This is a genomic window from Rhodopseudomonas boonkerdii (genome assembly GCF_021184025.1).
Taxonomy (GTDB): domain Bacteria; phylum Pseudomonadota; class Alphaproteobacteria; order Rhizobiales; family Xanthobacteraceae; genus Tardiphaga; species Tardiphaga boonkerdii.
Genome location: NZ_CP036537.1, coordinates 2,312,551 through 2,334,908, shown reverse-complemented (window position 1 = coordinate 2,334,908; position 22,358 = coordinate 2,312,551). Strand labels below are relative to the sequence as shown.

Genomic DNA, 22,358 nt, shown 5'->3' with positions numbered 1-22,358 from the left:
AAGAGAGCGCCGCCGTCAGTCGACCTTCGCCCCTGCGGTCTTCACCACCTGCCCCCATTTCTGCGACTCGGTGCGGAGGAAAGCGCCGAACGCGTCGCCGGACAAGGTGCCGGGCTCGGCCCCGACCTCCGCCAGCCGCTTCGTCATATCGGGGTCCTTCATCACCTTCGCCACGCCGCCGATCAAGGCCTTGGTGACGTCCGGCGGCATCTTCGCCGGCGCCACGAGGCCGAACCATGACGACGCCTCGAAATTCGCGATGCCGGCCTCGGCCATCGTCGGCAGCTCCGGGAAAAGCGATGAGCGGGTCGCACCGGCAACGGCCAGCGCGCGGATCGTCTTGCCTTGCACCTGGGGACGAACCGCCGGCATGTTGTCGAACAGGATCGGGATCTGTCCACCGATGAGATCGTTCATCGCCGGCGCTGCCCCGCGATAAGGCACATGCACGATGTCGATACCGGCGCGTGTCTTCAGCAATTCGCCGGCGAGATGATTGGTCGATCCAAGGCCCGACGATCCGAAATTCAGCTTGCCCGGCGACGCCTTCGCCAGCGCGACGAGTTCGGCCACGGTCGTCGCCTTCACGCCGGGATTCACAGCGAGCACGATCGGCACCGAAGCGATCAGCGCCACCGGCGTGAAATCCTGCACCGGATTGAACGGCAGCTGCGTATAAAGCGATTGATTGACTGCGAGCGGCCCCGGCGCTGTCAGCAGCAGCGTGTAGCCGTCGGCGGGCGAACGGGCCACCGCCTCGGCGCCGATATTGCCGCCGCCGCCGGGGCGATTGTCGACCACCACCGGCTGGCCCCAGAGTTCGGACAGCTTGGTGCCGAGCAACCGCGCCACCACATCATTCGATCCCCCGGCCGGGAACGGCACCACGATCTTGACGCCGCGGTCCGGAAACCCCGCGGCCTGTGCCGGCTGACCGATCACGGACGCCATCACCAGCGCCGTGACTGCAGAAACCCAATACCTCACGCCATCCTCCAAATAATCGATTTTTTTTGTTTCGTCGATTTTATGTTGACACCGCTTGGCGCCGTCGTCAAATCGGCGGCAAAATTCGCGCTGTCCATGCAGGGATGGCCGACCGGTGGTGGAGAAGCGCAACCATGAGTTCACACACATCCGGCTCGCCCAAACCCTGCCCCGGTCCCGACCGCCATCCGAGGCGTCCGGCCTTCGCCATGCCGAAAGGCGCGTGCGACACCCATGTCCACGTCTTCGGTCCGCAGGCGCAGTTTCCCTTCAGCGATCAGCGCAGCTACACGCCGGAGGACTGCACCTATGAAGACCTCATGCAGCTTCACGACGTGCTCGGCGTCGATCGCGCCGTGATCGTGCATGGCGGCGCGCATGGCACCGACAACAGCGCCACCCTGGCGGCGCTCGACCGCAATCCGACCCGCTTGCGCGGCGTGGCCGTGATCCCCTCAGGCCTCCCCGAAAGCGAACTTGCGGACATGCATCGCCGCGGCATGCGCGGCTGCCGGATGTCGACGGTGGTGAGCGGCGGCGCGTCCTTTGCGCATCTGGACCGCCTCGCTGGCGAAACCTTCGATCTCGGCTGGCATCTGGTCCTGCATTTCAACAAGGCCACGGAGCTCGTCGACATCGCGCCGCAATTGCTGGCGACGCGCAGTCCGTTCGTGCTCGATCACCTGGCCCGCATCAGCGCCGCCGAAGGCGTCGATTCCGAACCGTTCCGGACACTGCTCCGCCTGCTCGATACGGATCGCTGCTGGGTCAAGCTCGCCAGCCTGTACCGGCTGTCCGCCGAGCCCTATCCGCATCGCGACATGCTGCCCATGATCGAGAAGGTTGTCGCCCTCCGCCCGGATCGGATCCTGTGGGGCAGCAACTGGCCGCATCCGATCTGTCCCGTGGCGATGCCGAATGACGGCGATCTCGTCGATCTCATTCCACTCTGGCTGCCCTGCGCCCGATCGCAGAAACTGGCACTGGTGGACAACCCGGCTTCGCTCTACGGTTTCGAATCCATCAGTTGACCTGATCATGAGCAACACAGCCACCACGCCCCTTCCGGCGCCCGCCACCCTCTCGACCGCCCTCGTCGTCCGTCTGCGCGACGCCATCATGCGCGGCGAGTTGTTGCCCGGCAGCAAGCTCAATCTCGACCGCCTGCGCGCCGCCTTCGGCGTCAGCCTCAGCCCGTTGCGCGAGGCGCTGTGCCGGCTCGAGAATGACGGTCTCGTCGCGCTGATCGACCAGCGCGGCTATCGCGTCACGCCGGTTTCGGCCGAGAATCTGACCGAGATCATCCGTCTGCGTATCGAATTCGAGGGACTGGCGATCAGGGAGGCCATCGAACACGGCGACATCGCATGGGAAGGCCGCGTGCTGGGCGCGCTTCACCAGCTCAGCCGTTGCAAGCGCGGCTCACGGTCAGTCGCCGAACAGGAGGTCTGGGAGGTCGCGCACCGCGCCTTCCACGCCGAACTGATCGCGGCCTGCGGAATGCCATTGCTGCGCCAGTTCTGCGCCACCCTGCATGACCAGAGCGATCGCTATCGCCGCATCTTCCTGAAGAAGCATCGGCCGGATCGCGACGTTCCCGCGGAACATACGGCCATGGCCCATGCGGTAATCGAGCGCCGCACACGCGATGCGACCCGAATCTTGCGCGAACATATCGAACGCACCGGACGCAATATTCAGGCCGCTCTCCAGAAATAGACCGCGGGCCCGTTTACTTCGACTTGTCCTGCGCCTGCAGCAGCCGTTCGATCCGGGCCTCTTCTTCCACCGTCAGAGCGGCGATGGTGTCGTGGCTCTTGCGTCGCCGGGTCTGCCACCACAGCGCGCCGGCCCCGCCGATCAGCACCAGCGGCGTCAGCAGCCACAGCAACAGCGTGTGCAGTTCCAGGCGCGGCTTCAGCAGGACGAATTCGCCGTAGCGCGCGACCAGGAAATCCAGCACCTGCCTGTCGCTTTCGCCGCCCGCGATGCGCTCGCGCACCAACAGGCGCAGGTCGCGCGCCAGCGGCGCGTCGGAATCGTCGATGGACTGGTTCTGGCAGACCATGCAGCGCAGCTCTTTCGACAGGTTGCGCGCCCGCGCTTCCTTGGCCGGGTCCTGCATGATCTCGTCGGGCTGCACCGCATGCACCGGCGAGCCCGCCAGCAGCGCGAAAGCAAGAAGCCCGGCCATCATCCGCCGCATCGCCCTACTCCGCCGCCTGCAGCGTCGGCGCGGACTTCGCCGGCTTCGGCGCTCCGACGCGCAGGCGCCGGTCGGACAGCGACAGCACGCCGCCCAGCGCCATCAGCACCGGTCCCCACCAGATCATCAGCACCAGCGGCTTGTGATACATGCGCACCGCGACGGCGCCGGTCGTGGTGTCGTCGCCGAGCGAGATATAGAGCTGGCTGGCGCCGCGCGACAGCAGCGCCGCCTCGGTGGTCGACGTCTGCCGTGCCGGGAAATTGCGTTTCGAGGGCACCATCTCGCCGATCTCGTCACCGTCCCGGGTGATGCGGAAGCGCGCGATGCTCTCGCGATAGTTCGGCCCCTGGCGCTGGGTGATCTCCTTCAGCGTCAGCTCGTAACCGGCGAGTTTCGCCACATCGTTCGGCTTCAGCGTGCCGATGAATTCGGTATTCCATGTGCTCTCGCACACGATGCCGATCAGCGCGACACCAAGGCCGGCATGCGCGAAAGCCGTGCCCCAGGCTGCGCGCGGCAGACCGGCCGCGCGTCGCAACGAGACCGCCGGCGGCAATCGGAACAGCATGATGCGTTCGGCGATATCGACGATGGCGCCGCCAATGACGAACACGGCGAGCCCGATCGCCAGCGGCGCCAGCGCCGCGCCGCCCGATGTCCAGGCCCAGACGAGCGCGATGGCGAGCAGCGCTGCGATGCCGGCGGCGAGCAGCCGCTGCGCGACGCCGCGGACATCGCCGCGCTTCCAGGCCAGCAGCGGGCCGAACGGCACGGCCAGCAGCAGCGGCACGAAAAGCGGTCCGAATGTGAGGTTGAAGAACGGCGCCCCCACCGAGATCTTGTCGCCGGTCAGCATTTCCAGCGCCAGCGGATACAGCGTGCCGACAAAGACGGTGGCGCAGGCCGTGGTGAGGAACAGGTTGTTCAGCACCAGCGCGCCTTCGCGCGAGATCGGCGCGAACAGCCCGCCCTGCTTCAGCGAGGGCGCGCGCCAGAGATAAAGCGTCAGGCTGCCGCCGATGAACAGGCAGAGAATAACCAGAATGAACACGCCGCGGGACGGATCGGTCGCGAAGGCATGCACCGAGGTGAGCACACCGGAGCGCACCAGGAAGGTGCCGAGCAGCGACAGCGAGAATGTGAGGATCGCGAGCAGCACGGTCCAGACCTTCAGCGCGTTGCGCTTCTCCATCACGATGGCGGAATGCAGCAGCGCGGTGCCGGACAGCCACGGCATCAGCGAGGCGTTCTCGACGGGGTCCCAGAACCACCAGCCGCCCCAGCCGAGTTCGTAATAGGCCCAGTACGAGCCCATGGCGATGCCGAGGGTGAGAAAAATCCACGCCACCAGGGTCCATGGCCGCACCCAGCGCGCCCAGGCGGCGTCGATGCGGCCTTCGATCAACGCGGCGACGGCGAAGGAGAACGAGATGGAGAAGCCGACATAGCCGAGATAGAGCATCGGCGGATGCACCGCGAGCCCGATATCCTGCAGCACCGGATTGAGGTCGCGACCTTCCAGCGGCGCCTGCGCCATGCGCAGGAACGGGTTCGAGGTTGCGAGGATGAACAGATAGAACGCCGCGGCGATCCAGCCCTGCACCGCCAGCACATGGGCGCGCAGCGACAGCGGCAGATTGTTGCCGAAAGTCGCCACCAGCGCGCCGAAGAAAGCGAGGATCGACACCCAGAGCAGCATCGAGCCTTCGTGGTTTCCCCATACGCCGGTGATCTTGTAGAGCAACGGCTTGGCCGAATGCGAATTCTCGAACACGTTGGCGACGGAGAAGTCCGACGCGACATAGAGCGTGGTCAGCGCCAGGAACGACAATCCGCAGAACAGAAACTGCGCCAGCGCCGTCGAGCGCGCCACGTTCATCAGCGCGGTGTCCCGCAGCTGCGCGCCGGCCACCGGCACGGTCGACTGGATCAGCGCCAGCGCGAGCGCGAGGATCAGTGCGTAATGTCCGGCTTCGGCGATCATCGTGTGATGCTCGGATTGGCGCTGGTGGTGTCCTGCGAAACCACCGGCTTGCCGCCCTCGCCTTCCTTCCAGCGGCCCTGCTTCTTCAGCGCATCGGCCACTTCCTTCGGCATATAGGTCTCGTCATGCTTGGCGAGCACGGTGTCCGCCTTGAACACGCCATGCGCGTCGAGCGCGCCTTCGGCGACCACGCCCTGTCCTTCGCGGAACAGGTCCGGGAGAATGCCCTTGTAGTTCACCGGCAGCGTCGCGCCGCCGTCGGAGACCTTGAAGCTCACGGCGAGATTGTCGCCACGCTGCAGCGAGCCCTGCTCCACCATGCCGCCGAGGCGAAACCGCTTGCCTGCCGGGATTTGCTTCTCTGCCGCCATGGTCGGCGTCGAGAAGAACACGATGCTGTCGCGCAACGCATTGAGCACGAGGCCCGCCGCGATCGCCAGGATCGCGAGCGCACCGCCTATCATCGTCAGTCGTCGCTGCTTGCGTGTCATCGCGAATTATCCATCGAGACCGGCGTCCTTGACGCCGTCATTCAGCTTGCGCAGCCGCTCGGCGTCGCTGCCGACGGCCTGCCGCGCATCGGCCAGCGCGCTCTTTGCCTTGGCGTGCTCGCCGAGCACGAGATAAGCGCGCACGAGGCGCAGCCATCCATCCACATCGCTGCCGTCCTGCTTCAGGCGCGTTGCCAGACGATCGACCATGCCCTGGATCATCGCGCTGCGATCATCGGCATTCATGTCCTGCGCGGCAGCAACAGTCTCCCGGGGCAGCGCAGGGAGCTCCGGTCCCTTGCCGCCGACACGCGCCAGAGCCGCGCTCACCGCCGGGCGCCACGGCGCATCGGCCGGAGCCTGGTCGAGCATCCCGCGCCAGATCGTCGCGGCGTCGGCGCCGCGACCATCCTGCTCGGCGGCAAGGCCGAGGAAGAAACGCGCCTTCACCTCATTGGCGTCCTGCGCGACGGCGCGATCGAATTCCGCCTTGGCGTCTGCCGTGATCACGCCATTGGCGGCCATGGTCATCGCCTCGCCGAGATCGGCGCGATGCGCCGCGCTGTCGCCGCCAAAGGTGATGATGTTGCGATAGGCGCGCACCGCGTCGTCATGGCGGCCGATCCGCGCCAGCACCGGCGCCAGCACCGTCCAGCCGCGCGCATCGGTGGGGTTCTTTTCGAGATGCGCCTCGACCTGCGCGATCAGGCTGACAACCGATTGATTGGGGCTCGGCGTCTGCTGGCGCGAGGCCAGCGGCATATCCGGAAGCTGCGGTGAGCCGAGCGGCAGGTAGACGCCGACGGCAATCAGCGGCAGCCCGATCAGCGCCACCAGCGACACCGCCTTGCGCAGGCGCGGCGCGCTCCCCGCCGCGCTCTTGCCGTCGGCATCCACGGCCGCCAGCAACCTGCGGCCGATCTCGACCCGCGCCGCTTCCGCCTCGGCAGGTCCGATCAGCCCGGCCGCGACATCCCGCCCGACCTCGGCAAGCTGGTCCTTATAGACGGCGACTTCGGTGCCCCCCGTCGCGGCGCTCGTCCGGCCGAGCGGCCACAGCACGGCGAAAGCTGCCGCGGCGGTCATCAAGGCGAACACAAACCATAAGGTCATCAATGGGTTCCGACGTACCTTCGAGTCGATCTAATCGACGTCCGGGGCCGGTTACATCATGGCCTTTCCCCCCGCGCAATTGACTTTTACGCCATCGTGCCGGGCGGGATATCGCTATGGATCGGGAATGGCGCGGTCCACGGCCGCAAACCGCGCCTTGTCACAAGCTTCGTTGATAGACGGCGCAAAGGTCACGAGCGATCGACGCCCGCCAGAAACGCCAGCAACATCGTATTGAACACGTCAGGCGTCACCGCCGTGAAGGCATGCGCGCCGTAGCTGACTTCGCGCAATGTCGCGCCAGGAATCGCCGCGGCGAGTTCGCGCGTCAGATACGCAGGCACCAGTGCATCGTCGGCAGCGGTCGTTACCAGTACCGGCGCCTTGATCGCTTGCAACCGCGCGCCGGGATTGAAGGCGAGAAACATCTCGATACGCGCATTCATCGTCTCCGCTGGCGGGAAATGCGAGACGATATGTGCCTCGTCCGCGTCGAGCTTCGCTTCGTTCTCGGCGATCCATTGCGGCGGAAACAGAAACAGCGGTTGTGCACGGACATAGGCCTTCGGTCCGGAGACCCGCAGGATTTCCTTGCGCACCTCGAAGCAGCGCCGCAAAAATGCATCGGCGCGGCCCCAACCGTTGACCACGGTGACGCTGCGCAAGCGCTCGGGCTGCGTCATCGCGAGTTCGAGCCCGACAATGCCGCCGATCGCATGGCCGACCACATGCGCCTTGTCGTGGCCGAGATGATCGAGCACACTGGCGATATCGCCAGCCATGCCAGCGATGCTGCGCCCGACCGGCGCGTCGCCCCGGCTCCGCGCCGTCCCGACATGATCGTAGACGATGACCTGGTATTGTTTCGCGAGCTCGGCAATCTGCGGCGTCCAGAAGCCGCCGCCGCCTCCCATACCTGCCGAGAAGATGAGTGGCACACCTCTGCCATGAGTTTCGAAATAGATGGGTGCGCCATCAAAGCTCTTGGCAAAAGTCATCGTTAGAACTCACCTTTGGGTCTGATCGAAAATCATGTGTGGAGAATGTCCGCCTTGGCGCAAAGCGGACATGACGGGGTGCAGTTACGGCGTGATCAGGACTGCGCCCGTGGTCGCGCGGCCCTTGACCTGCTGATGCACCTTGACGATGTCCTCGAGCTTGAAGCGCTGGCCGATATCCACCTTGACCTTGCCGGTGGCGATTGCATCAAACAGGTCGGCTGCATTGGCGCGGAAGGTGGCCGGATCGGCATTGTGCGGAAACACCGACGGCCGCGTCAGGAACAGGCAGCCCTTCTTGTTGAGCAGTTCCGGCTCAAAATCCTTCACCGGCCCCGAGGCCGCCCCGTACAGCACGACAAGGCCGAACGGCGCCGTGCAATCCAGCGATTGATAGAACGTATCCTTGCCGACGGCATCGTAGACGACGCGCGCCTTGCGGCCGCCGGTCACCTGCAGGAATTCCTCAACCCAGCCTGGCTTCGAATAATCGATCGCGAAATCACAGCCAGCCTTCCTGGCAATAGCGCATTTCTCCGGCGTGGACGCCGTACCGACAACCGTGGCACCGAGCGCCTTGGCCCAGCTCGAGAGAATCTGGCCCACGCCGCCGGCGGCAGAATGCACCAGCACGATATCGCCCGGCTGGACCGGATGCGTTTTCTTGACGAGATACTGCGCCGTCATACCCTTGAAGATCAGCGTCGCCGCGGCCTCGTCGCTGACGCTCGCCGGCAACACCACGAGCTTGCCCGCCGCGACATTGCGGACATCGGCATAGGCGCCGATACCTGCATTCATATAGGCCACGCGATCTCCGACCCTCACATCGGTAACGCCCTCGCCCACCGCCTCGACCACGCCGGCAGCTTCGTGTCCGATCCCGGTCGGCAATGGCAACGGCATGGCACCGCCGCGCTGGGAAATGTCGAGATAGTTGAATCCGATCGCCGTCTGCCGGATCTGCGCCTCGCCCGCAGCGGGCGGCGGCAGATCCTTGGTCACGACCTTCATCACCTCGGGAGCGCCGAACTCAGTAACCTCGACCACGCGCGCTTGCGTCATACTCAATCCTCTTGATGTCCCATGATCCGGCAATCGCCGTTGCCATCGCCAGAACCATGCAACTGCATGTATCGGCAATGCAAGGGCCGCCGATGGCGCCATTCACAAGTCTCGGTGATCAGGCGGCGATATTGACGCCGAGCTCCGCCCAGATCTGCTCGTACAGCTGGGTGAAGCGCGGCTGCTTGCGCACCTTCATGGGATGGCGCGACTCCGGTGCGATATCGACGTCATGGATGGCCTTGACGCGGCCGGGGCGACTGGTGATCACGACAATGCGGTCCGCCATGGTGATGGCCTCGCCGACATCGTGGGTGACGAGCACGACGCTGCAGTTGCGCTCGCGGATGATGCGCGCCATGTCGGCCTGCAGCACCAGGCGAGTCTGGCTGTCGAGCGCCGAAAACGGCTCGTCGAGCAGGATGACGTCGGGGCTGAAGGCCAGAGTGCGCATGAAGGCAACGCGCTGGCGCATGCCGCCAGACAATTCCGACGGATAGCTCTTTTCGAAATCCCTGAGACCGTAAGCCTCGATCAGGCCGCGTGCGATCGTCTCAGCCTCCTTGCGCGGCGTGTTCCGTACCTGCAGGCCGATGATCACATTGTCCAGCACGGTCCGCCACGGCAGCAGCAGGTCCTTCTGCAGCATGTAGCCGACGTGACCGGTCGCCTGATCGACCTGCTTGCCATTGACATGCACCTTGCCCTGGGACGGAATCTGCAAGCCGGCGATGATATTGAACAGTGTGGTCTTGCCACAGCCGGACGGGCCGACAATGGCAACCACTTCGCCGCGATGCAGGTCGAAGCCGATATCGGCGATGGCCGTCACCGGCTTGGCACTGTCGGGATTGAAAATCATCCCGATGGAATCGGCGCGAAGGACGACGTCTCTCTCGATCGAACTCATGCTGCGGCCTCCTGGGCGATCGGGTGTTTGGCGAGGAAGCCGAGCACGGCATCGTTGAAGATTTTTGGCTCCGAGCGCGACAGCGCATGGCCGCCTTTCGGCACCTTGATCAGGCTCGCGCCCCTGATGCGCTCCACCATGATGTCCGACGCATAAGGCGGCGTCAGGATGTCGTCCTCGGCGACGATGGCCATGGTCGGACATGTGATGCGGTCGTGATATTGCAACCCGTCGAAAGCGAGGATGCCGGCAGCGCGGGCGTCGAGAATGGTCTTGCTCGACGTGCCGGCGATGGAAGCGGCGATATCGCGCTCCAGCTGCTCCTTGTTGTCGCGGATATAAGTGGGCGGATAGAGAAACACCGGCGTGGTGCGGTGATATTCCGCCTCCCCCATCGCCATGGCGATGCGGCGGCGCAGCTGCATGTTCACTTCCATCAGATTGTCATGCACCGCCCAGCTGGCATAAAGAACGAGGCTCGCAATCCGCTCCGGCGCAATGGCGGCGATCACCTGGCCGATGGCGCCACCGGTCGAATGTCCGACCAGATGCGCCTTCTCGATCTTCAGCACATCCATCAGGCGCAGCAGGTCGTCCGCCATCAGTTCGACGCTGTAGCGCATCTCCGAACGCGTGCTGCCGCCGGTGCCGCGATGATCATGCAGGATGACCTGATAGCGCTCGGTGAAAGCTGTGAGATTCGGATTCCAGTAGGACGCGACGCCGCCGAGGCCGGCAACGAGCAAGACCGGCTCGCCCTCGCCCTTGATGTCGTAGTGAATGTCGGCGTCGTGAATTTTCGCGAGAGGCATGACAGTTCCTTCTCAACGCCACATCATGCTGCGTTCGATCCTGCCGACGATGGCGTCGAGCACCAGCGCAAGGATCATCAAGGCGAGGATCCCGGCCCAGACGGCATTCAGGTTGTAGAGCGTTCCGGAATAGTAGACGTAGTATCCGAGCCCCTGCTCCGCGGAGATGTATTCACCGACCACCGCACCGATCATGGCAAAGCCGACATTGAGGCGGAAGCCCGAGGCGATCCACGGCAGCGAGCCCGGCAGGATCACCATCCGAAAAATCTGCCAGCGGCTGGCGCCGATCGCTTTCAGCATCCGCACATAGTCGTGGTCGATCTCCTTGGCGCCGTCGAAGGAGGTGATCATCGCCACGATGAAGGTGATGATGGCTGCCACGGCAATCTTCGATTCGATGCCGATGCCGAACCAGACGATGATGAGCGGAGCCAGCGCGATCTTCGGCAACCCGTTCATGGCCACCATGATCGGCCGCAGCACCGCGGCCACCGTCGGCGATAGCCACAGCGACAGACCCGCCAGCGAGCCGAGAATGCCGCCGATCAGAAAACCGACCACGGTCTCCTGAGTGGTGACCCAGGTGTCGCGCAGCAGCGTGCCAGACGTCAGCGCCTTGACGAATTCGCGCCAGATGCCGGTCGGCTGGCCGTAGAGATAGACCTTGATCCATTCATTGCGGATCGCGACTTCCCACAGCAGCAGGAAGGCGCCGATCACCAGCAGCTGATAGAACAGGATGCGGCCCTTGCCGATCAGCGCGAACGGCGACCATCGTCGCCGCGCCGCCAATTTGCTGACCATCGCCCGCTCGGCCAGCACGCCCGCGGTTTCGGTGTTCGCCATGTCAGGGCCCGACATAGGCGGTGGTGGCGAGTTCGACCAGAAAGTCCGGGCGCACCAGCGGCGTTTGGATGCAGTAACGCGCCGGCGGATTTTCCGGGAAGTACTCCTTGTAGACCGCGTTCATGGCGGCGTAATCGGCAAGGTCCTTCAGGAAGATCTGGTTCATGACGACATGCTTCAGCGTGCCACCGCCCGCCTCGATCACCGCCTTGATCGCCTCGATGACATAGCGTGTCTGTGCGGCGGCATCGCCCACATGCATGGTCTCACCATTCGGCCCGATTGCCAGCGTGCCGGACACGTAGATGAAGCCACCGGCCTTGGTGCCGGCGCTATAGGGTGCAAGCGGCGGCGGCGGATTCGGCGGGGTCAGGATTTCGATGGGCATGACGGTCCCTTTGCGATGTGCGTGGTTGATCAGGCGGCGCGTTCGACGGCGCAGGCGGCGGCGATGTCGTTGATGGACGATGTCCAGCCGAAGAAGTGCTCGACATTGTAGATCGTGGCGTCCTGGATGAAGTCCGGCCCGGCCTGATAGCAGGCATCGCGAACCAGCACCGGGAAGTACTCCTTGAAATAGGCGTCGCGGATGGTGGACTCGACGCACACATTGGTAGCGACGCCGCAGACCAGTACGGTGTCGATGCGGCGGCTGCGCAGAATGCTGTCGAGCTGGGTGCCGGTGAAACCGCTATAGCGCGGCTTCGGGATCACGATGTCGCTGCCGTCAGGCTTCAGCTCCTTGACGAGCTCGTAATCCCACCCGCCCTTGGTGAGCAGCTTGCCCTTCAGCTCCGGACGGCTGCGCATCAGTTTCAGGGAATTGCCCTTGAGCTGATTGACGGAGCCTTCGCCCCCGGCTTCCTTCAGCTCGGTGTCCCAACCATTCTGCAGCCAGATCACCTGCATGCCGCCCGCGCGTGAAATTCGCACGAGTTCGGAAATTGCGGGAATGACCTGCTGGGTCGGTGCCAGATCGACGCCGAGATGGCTGAAATAACCACCCGGCGAGCAATAGCCGTTCTGCATGTCGACGACGATCAACGCGGTGCGCGATGCGTCGAAAGCGATCGGCTCCGGCTTGGCAATCAGACTTCGCATCATCGTCTCCCTCAGCCGGCCTTGCTGAACTTGGCTGCGACCTTTTCGGCGAATGTGTTGTTGACCATCTCCTCATAGGGACGGCCGACCTTGAGCGAACCGCCAGCGATCTCGAAGGCGATATCCGCGTCCCACTCGGCCTTGGAGATGGTCGGAGCTTTCGGAATGGCCTGCGATTTGACCAGGATGTTTTCAGCCGCCGAACGGATCACTGCCTCCGACAACTGCGGGAATTCGGCCTGCGATGTCTTCACGAACAATTCGCGGTCCGCATGCAGCGCCACTTGTGTTTCTGCCAGCGCGTCGCAGAAGGCCTGAACCATTGCGGGGTTCTTCGTGACCTCGGCAGTCGGCAACATCGCCGTCGTGAAAGCCGCTGGCGGGATGAAATCACCGAGCGCCATCACGGGCTCGAGACCGAACTGCTGTTTGGCGATGCTCGCATCCCACTCGAACATGACCGCGACATCGGCGCGGCCATCGAGCACGGCCTGCGCCTGGGCACCGGGTGGCAACTGCAGGAATTTGACGCCGGCCTTCTCGGCCTCGAAGCCGCCCTTCTCCTTCATGACATAGGTCGGCACCTGGATCGTCGATGACGGGAAGCGCAAGGTAGCCAGCGTCTTGCCCTTGAAGTCGTCGACAGTCTTGAAATTCGCGCCCGGCTTGGCCACCGCCCACATGGCCATGCCGCCGACGATCTTGGCGATGTTGGAAATCTTCGCGCCTTCCACGGCGGCGTTGACCGACATGCCCGTGCCCGTCACGGCGAACGTGGCGTTGCCCGACAACACCACCGGCAGCGCCGCAGCGATGCCGCCGGCGGAGCTGACCGCGACATCCAGACCGTGCTTCTTGAAGAAGCCTCCGAATTTGGCTGCGTAGACCGAGACATAGATGCCGAGATGGATGGCCTCGGAGACTTTGACCGAGGTCAGGCCCTGCGCGAGAGCCGGTGATCCCATCCGGCCCAGGACAAGGGCCGCACCGGCGCTGCTGGCACCAATGAGAACAGTTCTTCTCGACATCGCGAGCGAAGGAGAAGGAAATTTCACGTTTGAGGGCATAGACCAGCTCCATAGAGGTCGATGCCCAAAGCCTAGCCAGTGCCTTCAATCGTGCAAAGACGAGAAGCTGTCATGTGAACGTACCGAAAAGGCAACACGTCAGCCGACGGCGGCCGCTCCGGCCGGATTGGCGCGCGGCGCCGCGGAGAGGCCTTTCAGCTCGGCAGTCAGCACTTTCAGGAACTCCTGCGCCGCATGGGGCAGCGGCCGGTCGCGGTGGACGCTGATGCTGGAGCGGCCGGACACGAATTCAGGCTCGCTGACCGGGATCGCGCGAAGACTCCCCGTGGCCAGTTCCTTGATGACCGTAAGCGCCGGCATGAAGGTCACCGCCTTCCCCGTGGCGGCCATCGTCTTGGTCAATTCGAGGGAGTTGGTGGTCACCACGATCTTCGGCTTGAGCCGACGTTCGATGACGGCCCGCTCGAAGATCTGGCGAAGACCGAAACTGTGCTCCGACAAGGCGAGCGGCGTGCTGCAGATATCGGCGAGCGTCAACGACGCACGGGACGCGAATGCATGCGACGCCGAGACGAGGCAGTAAATCGGCTCGACGAATTCACCGACGATCTCGATCTCGATGCGACGCGGTGCGTTGAATGTGATGCCGATATCGGCCTCGTCCGCCAACAGCGCTTCGATGATGCGATCGCTGGACGCGGTGAGCACCTTGAAGGAAATGCCCGGATACTTGTCGTGAAACCGCGCGAGAACGCCAGGAAGCAGATCCGATACGATCCCTTCGATGACCCAGAGATTGACCTCGCCGCGCCGCAAGCCGCGCAACTCGTCAATCCCTGTCCGGGCCCGGTCAAGATCGCGGAAAATGCCGTGACTATGCCGCGCCAGCACCTCGCCTGCGACGGTGAGCTGCACGCCCCCCTTCGATCGCTCGAACAGGATCGCGTCGACCTCATGCTCGAGCTGCGCAATCTGTCGGCTGACCGCCGATGGCGCCACATGCAGGCGATCCGCGGCCTTGCGGATCGAGCCCAGTCGGGCCACTTCATTGAAGTAACGCAGCGTGAGAAAACGCACGACCACTCGCAACGCGGGAAGAAACACGATGGATGCGCTAGTCTGCCATCGTCACCGCTTCTCGTCGAGTGATGCCGGCGCCAAGACTCGCATCGAGGCTCCCATCGGGACGCGGCTCTGTGGCGGGGCGTCGGCGCAGCGGGCGTTCGTGCCTCAGCCTGCCTTCTTCGGCTTCTCGACCACCACCATCGCCTGCTCGGCGGCGCGGGTCATCAGCGCGGCGTATTCCTGGCCGAACAGGACGTGGCAGAAGCGGATCGCCGTTCTGGCCTGCATCTGCCGATAGTTGCGCACCCGCGCATCGCCGGCGCGGAGCGACTGCACCAGCGCCTCGGTGGATTTCTCGACATATTGCTGCAGGTCCGAATAGGTCCGCAGCGTGACTTCGTTGATCGCCAGCTCGCTCGCATAGGTGCGGCACACCGCGACGAAATTGATCAGCGCGACGACCTCCTCGACCTCGGAGGGATCGATGGCCGCGGTCGGCGCGATCTCCTTGTCGGGGCGCTGCCGCAGCAGGCGGCGCACGCGGCCGGGCACGCTCTCGATTTCCGATTGCAGCGTCGCGGAAATCTCGACCCGGATCGCCGCCATCTGGCGGCCCCACGTGCTGTCGTTGCGCATGTCGAGTTCGGTGCGCAGACCGCGCACGCCGTCATGGGCGATCTTCAGCAGTTCGGGTGCGCTGTCGAGCCGGCCGCGCCGGATGTCGACGCGCAGATTGGCGGCGACATTGTGCAGATCGGCGAGCGCCATGGTCACGGCCACGCCATAGGGCGTCGCGGCGACGCGGATTTCGTCGTCGGAGGCCGCGATCTTCACGGCGAGCCGGATGATCTGCCATGGCGCGGCGAGCCGCTGCATCACCAGCGACAGCGCGAAAGGCAGCACCTGCGGTGTGGTCAGCGTCGGGACGTTGAGCGCGCTGTTGATGGAGGCGACCTGGGCCTCGCCGAAGCTGCGCAGGACCCCCGGCAGCTTGCCGGCGAAAGCGTCGAGCTGTTCGCGCGCCTTCAGCGCCGCGCCGATGGCCGGAAGGTCCTCCACCGCATGGGTCGGTCCGATGCGCGCCGCGCGGCCACCGCCGCCCGACAGCGCGTTGGCGATGGTGCCGGCCGCCGCCTGCTGGAATTTCTTCACCGCGCGCTCGATGGCGGCGGCGTTGTCGGACGCTTCCGCGACGGCGGCGTCGAAATCGCGCACCGCGTCCGCCGCGTCGCGCTCCAGCCACTGCCAGACCGGCAGCAGCGACGGCCGCCGGATCTGCCCCGGCCGTACCGCCTGCACGCCATCGACCAGGAACGGTTCCAGCGACCTGAACACCAGACGGGTGGGATCCTCGACGCGGGGTCTGACGGCGTCTTCGTGTCCGCGCATCACGCCGCGCAGCTGATCGAGCACGAAATGAGCGACCTTGACGTCCTCGCCGCGTTCGATCGCGCGCTCATATTCGCGCAGCAGGAGCATCTGCGACTGCTGGGGCAGTTGCGCCAGATAGTCCCGGAGACGATCGATGGAGGTCTTGTTCATAAGGCCCAGAAATCAGCACTCGCCGGCAGGTTCAAGACCGAAAGCGGCCACCGGGTCTTGTAGCAGTCGCGTCGTTAAGAACCGGTTGAGGATAGGGCTCAGGCAGCCGCCGCCCACGCGCCTTCCGGGCTCTTGCAGGCCGTGCCGCGGGCCGACTTGATGTCGCCGTTCACCGTAATGGTGTGGGAGAAGCCGCGGCATTGCAGGCCCTTCTGGCTATAGACGGGGCCGGCGACGATATTGCCGTAACGCCCGCTCTGGTCGTTGCGCCAGGGCACGGGTGCGCCGGGCGCACCGCGGTCGAGTGCGGCGAGCTGGGCCTCATAGGCCAGCCGGCGGTCCTCGTCATTGAGCTGGGCGCCGAGTTTGGCGCCGATCAATCCGCCGAAGGCGGCGTTGGTCACGGCGGTCGCCGCGTTCTCTTCCGACAGGCCGACGGCCGACTTGGTGCTGCTATAGGCCCGCGCGATCGTATCGGTGCCAAGGCCGAGGCTGCCGTCCGACGTCGTCATGTCGCAACCACCCAGCGCCAGCGCAACAGCGGCAACACAGAGCATGTCGAACCTGAGCATGGACGGGAACCTCGGACGCAAAACAGGGAAGTAACAAACGCCAAAGTGGTTACGAACGGGATAATTCGGGCGAGATCGGGGCGCCGTCAAGGAAACCTAGATCGCCGGCAACACCAGCACCGCCCGCAGGCCTCCGATAGGCGCCTTGCCCAGGGTCAGGCTGCCGCCATAGAGCGCGGCGAGATCGACCACGATGGACAGGCCGAGACCGGAACCCGGCTTGGTCTCGTCGAGCCGCCGGCCGCGACGGGCGACCTGGGCCCGTTCGTCATCGGACAATCCGTGACCGTCGTCATCGACGGTGATGCGCAGCTTCGGCGACGGATCCCCGGCGCCTGCCCGCTCCACCTCGACGGCAATGCCGACGTGATGGTCGGCCCATTTGCAGGCGTTGTCGACGAGATTGCCGACCATTTCTTCCAGATCCTGTTTCTCGCCGCGGAATTTCGCGGCGCCGTCCGCGGTCAGATCGATGTCACAGCCGCGATGGATCTTTTCCATGGTCCGGCACAGCGCCTCCAGCGCCGGTGCCACCTCGGTGACGGTGCCGATGACGGTGACGCGCGCCGCAATGCGCGCGCGTTCGAGATGATGGGCAAGCTGGTCGCGCATCACATCCGCCTGTTCCAGCACCTTCGCCGCGAGCGGATCGGCGGCATTGCCGTTGGCGCGCACGGCGCCGGCTTCGTTGACGATCACCGAGAGCGGCGTCTTGATGGCATGGGCGAGATTGCCGACATGGGTGCGCGCGCGCTCGACGATGGCGCGGTTGGCATCGAGCAGCGCGTTCATCTCGCGCGCCAGCGGCACGAGCTCGACGGGATAGCGATCCTCGAGCCGCTCGGCGCGGCCGGAGCGGATATCCGCGATGGCTTCGGACAGGCGCTTCAGCGGCGCGAGGCCGAAGCGGACCTGAAACAGCGTGGTCAGCGCCAGCACGATGGACAGCGCCGCAAAGGTGCTGCCGAGATAGTAATCGAACGTGCGCGTCTCCTCGAAGATCTCCGTCGCGTCGCCGGCGACGCTGACGCGGAATTTGCCGTCGGCGCCGAGATCGACCGGCCGCTCCACCATGCGCAGGTGCTGCCCCTCGGGCCCGTCCACATAACCGAGCCGGACGCCGGAGGATGTGAGCTCGGCCCCCTGGTCCTCGAGCTTGGGCAGCTTCTTGTCCCACAGCGAGCGTGAGGCGCGGATCTCGGTCTTCGCGCCGTCGGTCGGCGCGATTTCCCAATACCAGCCGGACAGCGGCAGCTCGAACAATGGCTCGCCGAGCGAGGGCGATTGCTCCCCGGATTCGGGCGGCGATGCGACCTCGGCGACCAGCGTACGCAGATACAGATTGAGCCGGCGGTCGAAGGCGCGCTCGGTCGCGCTGCGATAGACCGAGGACAGGATGAAGGCGGTGACGACAAGGATGACCACCACCCACGCCGTCGCCGTGAGAAACAAGCGGGTGGCGAGCGAGTTGGTGCGAGTCATGCGATGCTCCGCCAGCATGGAGCACAAACAGTCCAAGCTCTCCCCTCATCCTGAGGAGCGCGCTCTTGCGCGCGTCTCGAAGGATGGCAGCTAGGCTCGGAGCCAAGCCAGCTCATGGTTCGCGACGGCGCTGTCAGCGGCGCAATTGCGCCGCTAGGCCTCCTCACCATGAGGGCCGAGCCTTGCGCATATGTCCGGCCATTGCCATCACGCCCCCGCCTGGGGCGGCGTCAGGAGATAGCCGAGACCGCGCACGGTCTGGATGATGTCGACGCCGAGCTTCTTGCGGATGCGGCCGACGAACACTTCGATGGTGTTCGAGTCGCGGTCGAAGTCCTGATCGTAGAGATGCTCGACCAGCTCGGTGCGCGAGATCACGCGGCCGGTGTGATGCATCAGATAGGACAGCAGCCGGTATTCGTGCGACGTCATCTTGATCGGATTGCCGGACACGCTGACACGGCCGGTGCGCGTATCCAGCACCACCGGACCGCAGCTCAGCTCCGACTGCGCATGGCCGGTCGAACGGCGCAGCAGCGCGCGGATGCGGGCCAGCACTTCCTCCAGATGAAACGGCTTCGCCACATAGTCGTCGGCGCCGGCATCGAAGCCCTGCACCTTGTCGCTCCAGCGGTCCCGCGCGGTCAGGATCAGCACCGGCATCACGCGGTGATTGCGCCGCCAGGCTTCCAGCACCGAGATGCCGTCCATCTTCGGCAGGCCGATATCCAGCACCACGGCGTCATAGGGCTCGCTGTCGCCGAGAAAATGCCCCTCCTCGCCATCGAAGGCGCGGTCCACGACATAGCCGGCATCGGTCAGCGCGGTGGTGAGCTGACGGTTCAGATCGGGATCATCTTCGACGACGAGCAGACGCACTTTGAGTTCTCCACGTTCACATGCCGAGTGGAGCCCCCGGCGGGTGAACGCCAAATGAATACCGGCGCCGGCCGATATTACTTTTTCTTCACGCCCTCTTTGGCCAATACCGCCTTGACCAGCCTTTCGATCGTCCCGGGCGCATCCTGCCCGGTGACCGCGCTGACCTTTTCGCGGGTGCGGCCGCCGATATAGACGCCTAGCACGCCGAACCGGAACCCCCAATAGGCCACCAGCAGCGCGGACGCGTTGACCAGCGTATTGATGGTCTGAATATCCCCGGTCCAGAATTCGTGCATCAACACGGCCCAGAGCGCGGCACACTCTACCGTCAACTCCATCGCATAGGCCGGCCGCCACCAGCGCTGCAGGGCATCCTCGCTGGCAAGTTCGGCGCGGATCGTCGCCTGCGTTTCGGCGATCGCCGTCCGCTGCGTCTCCGCCTCGGCGCGGATCATTTCCGCCCAGCGCGCCTCCGCCTCGGCAAGCTTGGCCGGGTCGGCGGCGGGCAACGCCGCCTGTACGCCGGCCGGGGTCGATGTCGCCGCGCCGATGGCCTTGGCGAGAATGTCCCCGGCGACACCGCCGAGCGGGCCGCCCAGCGCCATGCCCAGCATCGGCGCCCCCAGGGAAATCACCTGCTTTGCAAGATGCTCCCATTCCATGATCATGCCCTCCGGAATGCCGCGATGACCGCGGCGATGATCGATGCGACGGCGGATCGCTTTGCGGCCGGCATCTCCGGCGCGAGCGGCGGCGATGCGATCGCCGGCGTTGCCGCCGCGCCCGCCAGTTCGCGCTTCCATGTCGCGAGCCAGACCTTGCGCTCTGCGAGGCCGATGGTGCCGCCGTTCAGACGCCGCGTGACGCCGACCACGTCATCGGCCCGCGCATAGGGCAGACATCCGCAATTGACGAAATCCGACACGGCGCAGTTCAGGAAATGCACGGGATCGATCAGCAGCTCCGGATGCGCAATCACGTCCAGCCCGGTGGCCTGCTTCACGCGCTGATAGCCCTCGCGCCCCGTCGTCTGCGCGCCACCGCGACCGCGAAAGGTCCAGCCGTCGTCGGAGCCGATGCGATTGCCCATGCGGCCGTTATAGACCTTGTTGGCGAGCGCCCGCGGATGGCCTGCGTAAGGCTGCGCACTTGCCAGCGTCGGAAAGCGCGACGGCCACACCTGCATCATGCGCGCCGCCGTATAGTTCATGTTCTCCACGACATCGCGCCCCGCCCCGCATTCGTGGCTGATCTGCGCCATCGCATGCGCGGCGAGATCCGCCGTTGCGATGCCATAGCGCGCGAACACATCCGAAGACGACCGCGCGATGCCGGCGATCAGACCGGGCACGCGGCTGTCGCCCCGCGGCCACAGCCGCCGCAGGCAGGCTTCATCGAGCTGCATGATGTTGTCCTCCGGGTGACGATGGATAAACACGCCGGCCAAGCACTCCCCCTCATCCTGAGGAGCACGCCGAAGGCGTGCGTCTCGAAGGATGGCTGCCGGACTCCGGAGCCAGGCCAACTCATGGTTCGAGACGCGCGCAGATGCGCGCTCCTCACCATGAGGGGCGGAGATTGAGATGTTGTCCTTTGGTGAACTCGAATAACCGAACGCTCCCGCGTTCCATCCCGCATCCTGAGAAGCCGCGACTTGTCCGCCGAAGCTCGAAGAGCAAAGGCGGAAGCGGCTTCTCCCTGCGAATGGCAAAGCCATTCGCAAGGGATGACCGCAGGCTCAGAGCCAGGCCAAACACTCTTCCCTCATCCTGAGGAGCATGCTGAAGGCGTGCGTCTCGAAGGATGGCTGCCGGACTCCGGAGCCAGGCCAACTCATGGTTCGAGACGCGCGCAGATGCGCGCTCCTCACCATGAGGGACGGAGATTGAGATGCTGTCCTTTGGTGAACTCGAATAACCAAACGCTCCCGCGTTCCATCCCGCATCCTGAGAAGCCGCGACTTGCCCGCCGAAGCTCGAAGAGCAAAGGCGGAAGCGGCTTCTCCTTGCGAATGGCAAAGCCATTCGCAAGGGATGACCGCAGGCTCAGAGCCAGGCCAAATACTCTTCCCTCATCCTGAGGAGCACGCCGAAGGCGTGCGTCTCGAAGGATGGCCGCAGGCTCAGGAGCCAGGCCAGCTCATGGTTCGAGACGCGCGCAGATGCGCGCTCCTCACCAAGAGGGACGGCGCCGGGATCAGGGAATGCGATGGCCGTAAAAGCTGTTCTGCGCGGCGGCGATGTAGCCGTCATTGGTCTCCATGAGGGCCCAGACGGCAATCGTGTCGCCGGCCGCCAGCTTGAGCACGCCGCTGGCGCTCAGCGAGGTCCTGTTGCTGACCGGAGGCGATGAGGTCTGCATCCGCATGTCGTCGATCAGCTCGCTGCCGTTCTTGTAGAGCGTCGCGATCATCGAGGTCGGCGGCGCCGCATTGGCCTTGAACAGCACGCGATAACCAAGGGCGTAGTACCCCGCGGCCGGTGCGACGAACTGATTGTCGGCCGTGTCGAACGCGTTGAAGTCGTTGTGCCGTCCGTTGTTGAACTGCACTTTGGTGAAAGTGTTGGCCGCGCAATATTTGTCGAAGTTCATGAAGGCCGAAAATTTCGGCGATTGCGGAAGGCCGATCTGCCCGCTGGTCCGGTCGACCGTCAGCGCGGGATGAAACGCCGCCCCGTCGGCGGAGACCCTGATGGCGAAATTATCGTCGCCGAACAGGCCGAGCAGAGCACGCGCCGAAAAGCCGGTCTGGAACATGAGCGCGGCATCCTTTGCCGCCAGCGCCTTGTTCAGCGTCATCCGCACATCGCCGCTGCCGGGCGTCACGTCGTCATGCGACAGCAGCACTGAATCGGACTTGACGCTGAGCCGGTTGACGAGGTCGGCCGCCGTGTTGACGCCGAGATGGGCGGCGTTGTCGAGCGCGAGATTGCGCAGGTCGCGCCACGCGGCGCCGTCGAACACCAGCACGATGTCATCCGCGATCGACCATATGCACCAGCCGGCCCTTGGCGCGAGAAACGCCCAGGCCCCGTCCTGCCATGTCGCGATGGCCTGCGCATGGCCGCTCCATGCGCCGCTCGCACCCGCCGCCACGACGTGCCGTTCGCCTTCCGCCGGCATTGGCGGCGGCACGGTCCGCGTCCTGTCCAGCACCGCGATCTGGATCGTGGCGTCCAGCATGCGCAGTGCTTCGTTATGCGTGACATGCTTCTGCGCCTGCCCGCCATCGATATAGGGCAGTCCGAGATTGGGCGTCGTGCTCATG

23 protein-coding genes are annotated in these 22,358 nt (G+C 65.0%); 2 read left to right on the top strand and 21 right to left on the bottom strand.

The window, feature by feature from the left end; translation table 11 throughout:
- Window positions 1-15: 15 nt before the first annotated feature.
- A complete protein-coding gene (locus tag E0H22_RS10855; RefSeq protein ID WP_233025654.1) occupies window positions 16-987 on the bottom strand; it encodes a Bug family tripartite tricarboxylate transporter substrate binding protein in 972 nt (323 codons plus the stop codon).
- Window positions 988-1,121: 134 nt separating this feature from the next.
- Between E0H22_RS10855 and E0H22_RS10850 the strand changes: the two genes are divergently transcribed.
- Together E0H22_RS10850 and E0H22_RS10845 are read left to right on the top strand one after the other, a co-directional pair.
- The gene (locus E0H22_RS10850) at window positions 1,122-2,018 is read left to right on the top strand and encodes an amidohydrolase family protein (protein WP_233025653.1); all 897 of its coding nucleotides are present in this window, start codon (window positions 1,122-1,124) and stop codon (window positions 2,016-2,018) included.
- A gap of 7 nt (window positions 2,019-2,025) precedes the next feature.
- Window positions 2,026-2,706 carry a GntR family transcriptional regulator gene (locus E0H22_RS10845; RefSeq protein ID WP_233025652.1) on the top strand — a complete coding sequence of 227 codons (681 nt, stop codon included), beginning with the start codon at window positions 2,026-2,028 and terminating at the stop codon, window positions 2,704-2,706.
- Between the two features lie 13 nt (window positions 2,707-2,719).
- Here E0H22_RS10845 and E0H22_RS10840 read toward each other — a convergent pair whose 3' ends face one another.
- From E0H22_RS10840 to E0H22_RS10745, 20 genes are all read right to left on the bottom strand, one after another.
- Window positions 2,720-3,193 carry a cytochrome c-type biogenesis protein gene (locus E0H22_RS10840; RefSeq protein ID WP_233025651.1) on the bottom strand — a complete coding sequence of 158 codons (474 nt, stop codon included), beginning with the start codon at window positions 3,191-3,193 and terminating at the stop codon, window positions 2,720-2,722.
- Between the two features lie 4 nt (window positions 3,194-3,197).
- Window positions 3,198-5,180 (bottom strand): heme lyase CcmF/NrfE family subunit, encoded by a 1,983-nt coding sequence (locus E0H22_RS10835; protein ID WP_233025650.1) that lies wholly within the window; start codon window positions 5,178-5,180, stop codon window positions 3,198-3,200.
- Entirely contained in the window at window positions 5,177-5,671 is a 495-nt protein-coding gene (gene ccmE, locus E0H22_RS10830) for a cytochrome c maturation protein CcmE (RefSeq protein ID WP_233025649.1), read from the bottom strand. Before ccmE ends, E0H22_RS10835 begins: the two co-directional genes overlap by 4 nt.
- Before the next feature lie 6 nt (window positions 5,672-5,677).
- Complete coding sequence (gene ccmI / locus E0H22_RS10825) at window positions 5,678-6,784, bottom strand: c-type cytochrome biogenesis protein CcmI (RefSeq protein WP_233025648.1); 1,107 nt, start codon at window positions 6,782-6,784, stop codon at window positions 5,678-5,680.
- Window positions 6,785-6,975: 191 nt separating this feature from the next.
- A complete protein-coding gene (rutD, locus tag E0H22_RS10820) occupies window positions 6,976-7,782 on the bottom strand; it encodes a pyrimidine utilization protein D (RefSeq protein ID WP_233025647.1) in 807 nt (268 codons plus the stop codon).
- A gap of 84 nt (window positions 7,783-7,866) precedes the next feature.
- Window positions 7,867-8,847: a quinone oxidoreductase family protein gene (locus tag E0H22_RS10815; RefSeq protein WP_233025646.1), complete on the bottom strand. Its 981-nt coding sequence runs from the start codon at window positions 8,845-8,847 to the stop codon at window positions 7,867-7,869.
- A gap of 118 nt (window positions 8,848-8,965) precedes the next feature.
- Window positions 8,966-9,757, bottom strand: coding sequence for an ABC transporter ATP-binding protein (locus E0H22_RS10810; RefSeq protein ID WP_233025645.1), 792 nt, complete (start codon window positions 9,755-9,757; stop codon window positions 8,966-8,968).
- Window positions 9,754-10,569 carry an alpha/beta fold hydrolase gene (locus E0H22_RS10805; protein WP_233025644.1) on the bottom strand — a complete coding sequence of 272 codons (816 nt, stop codon included), beginning with the start codon at window positions 10,567-10,569 and terminating at the stop codon, window positions 9,754-9,756. Before E0H22_RS10805 ends, E0H22_RS10810 begins: the two co-directional genes overlap by 4 nt.
- Before the next feature lie 12 nt (window positions 10,570-10,581).
- On the bottom strand, window positions 10,582-11,418 hold the full coding sequence (locus E0H22_RS10800; protein ID WP_233025643.1) for an ABC transporter permease: 837 nt from the start codon (window positions 11,416-11,418) through the stop codon (window positions 10,582-10,584).
- A gap of 1 nt (window position 11,419) precedes the next feature.
- Window positions 11,420-11,806 carry a Rid family hydrolase gene (locus E0H22_RS10795; protein ID WP_233025642.1) on the bottom strand — a complete coding sequence of 129 codons (387 nt, stop codon included), beginning with the start codon at window positions 11,804-11,806 and terminating at the stop codon, window positions 11,420-11,422.
- Window positions 11,807-11,835: 29 nt separating this feature from the next.
- Window positions 11,836-12,522 carry an isochorismatase family protein gene (locus E0H22_RS10790; protein WP_283818812.1) on the bottom strand — a complete coding sequence of 229 codons (687 nt, stop codon included), beginning with the start codon at window positions 12,520-12,522 and terminating at the stop codon, window positions 11,836-11,838.
- An 8-nt stretch (window positions 12,523-12,530) separates the two neighbouring features.
- Window positions 12,531-13,484 carry an ABC transporter substrate-binding protein gene (locus E0H22_RS10785; RefSeq protein WP_233025640.1) on the bottom strand — a complete coding sequence of 318 codons (954 nt, stop codon included), beginning with the start codon at window positions 13,482-13,484 and terminating at the stop codon, window positions 12,531-12,533.
- Window positions 13,485-13,685: 201 nt separating this feature from the next.
- On the bottom strand, window positions 13,686-14,624 hold the full coding sequence (locus E0H22_RS10780; protein WP_233025639.1) for a LysR family transcriptional regulator: 939 nt from the start codon (window positions 14,622-14,624) through the stop codon (window positions 13,686-13,688).
- Between the two features lie 153 nt (window positions 14,625-14,777).
- On the bottom strand, window positions 14,778-16,154 hold the full coding sequence (locus tag E0H22_RS10775) for a hypothetical protein (protein ID WP_233025638.1): 1,377 nt from the start codon (window positions 16,152-16,154) through the stop codon (window positions 14,778-14,780).
- 98 nt (window positions 16,155-16,252) lie between these two features.
- On the bottom strand, window positions 16,253-16,726 hold the full coding sequence (locus E0H22_RS10770; RefSeq protein WP_233025637.1) for an RT0821/Lpp0805 family surface protein: 474 nt from the start codon (window positions 16,724-16,726) through the stop codon (window positions 16,253-16,255).
- A 96-nt stretch (window positions 16,727-16,822) separates the two neighbouring features.
- Window positions 16,823-18,208 (bottom strand): ATP-binding protein, encoded by a 1,386-nt coding sequence (locus E0H22_RS10765; RefSeq protein WP_233025636.1) that lies wholly within the window; start codon window positions 18,206-18,208, stop codon window positions 16,823-16,825.
- A gap of 207 nt (window positions 18,209-18,415) precedes the next feature.
- Window positions 18,416-19,087: a response regulator transcription factor gene (locus E0H22_RS10760; RefSeq protein WP_233025635.1), complete on the bottom strand. Its 672-nt coding sequence runs from the start codon at window positions 19,085-19,087 to the stop codon at window positions 18,416-18,418.
- A 77-nt stretch (window positions 19,088-19,164) separates the two neighbouring features.
- A complete protein-coding gene (locus tag E0H22_RS10755; RefSeq protein ID WP_233025634.1) occupies window positions 19,165-19,752 on the bottom strand; it encodes a 3TM-type holin in 588 nt (195 codons plus the stop codon).
- A 2-nt stretch (window positions 19,753-19,754) separates the two neighbouring features.
- Window positions 19,755-20,495, bottom strand: coding sequence for a glycoside hydrolase family 19 protein (locus tag E0H22_RS10750; protein WP_233025633.1), 741 nt, complete (start codon window positions 20,493-20,495; stop codon window positions 19,755-19,757).
- Between the two features lie 791 nt (window positions 20,496-21,286).
- Window positions 21,287-22,357: a DUF2793 domain-containing protein gene (locus E0H22_RS10745; RefSeq protein WP_233025632.1), complete on the bottom strand. Its 1,071-nt coding sequence runs from the start codon at window positions 22,355-22,357 to the stop codon at window positions 21,287-21,289.
- Window position 22,358 lies beyond the last annotated feature (1 nt).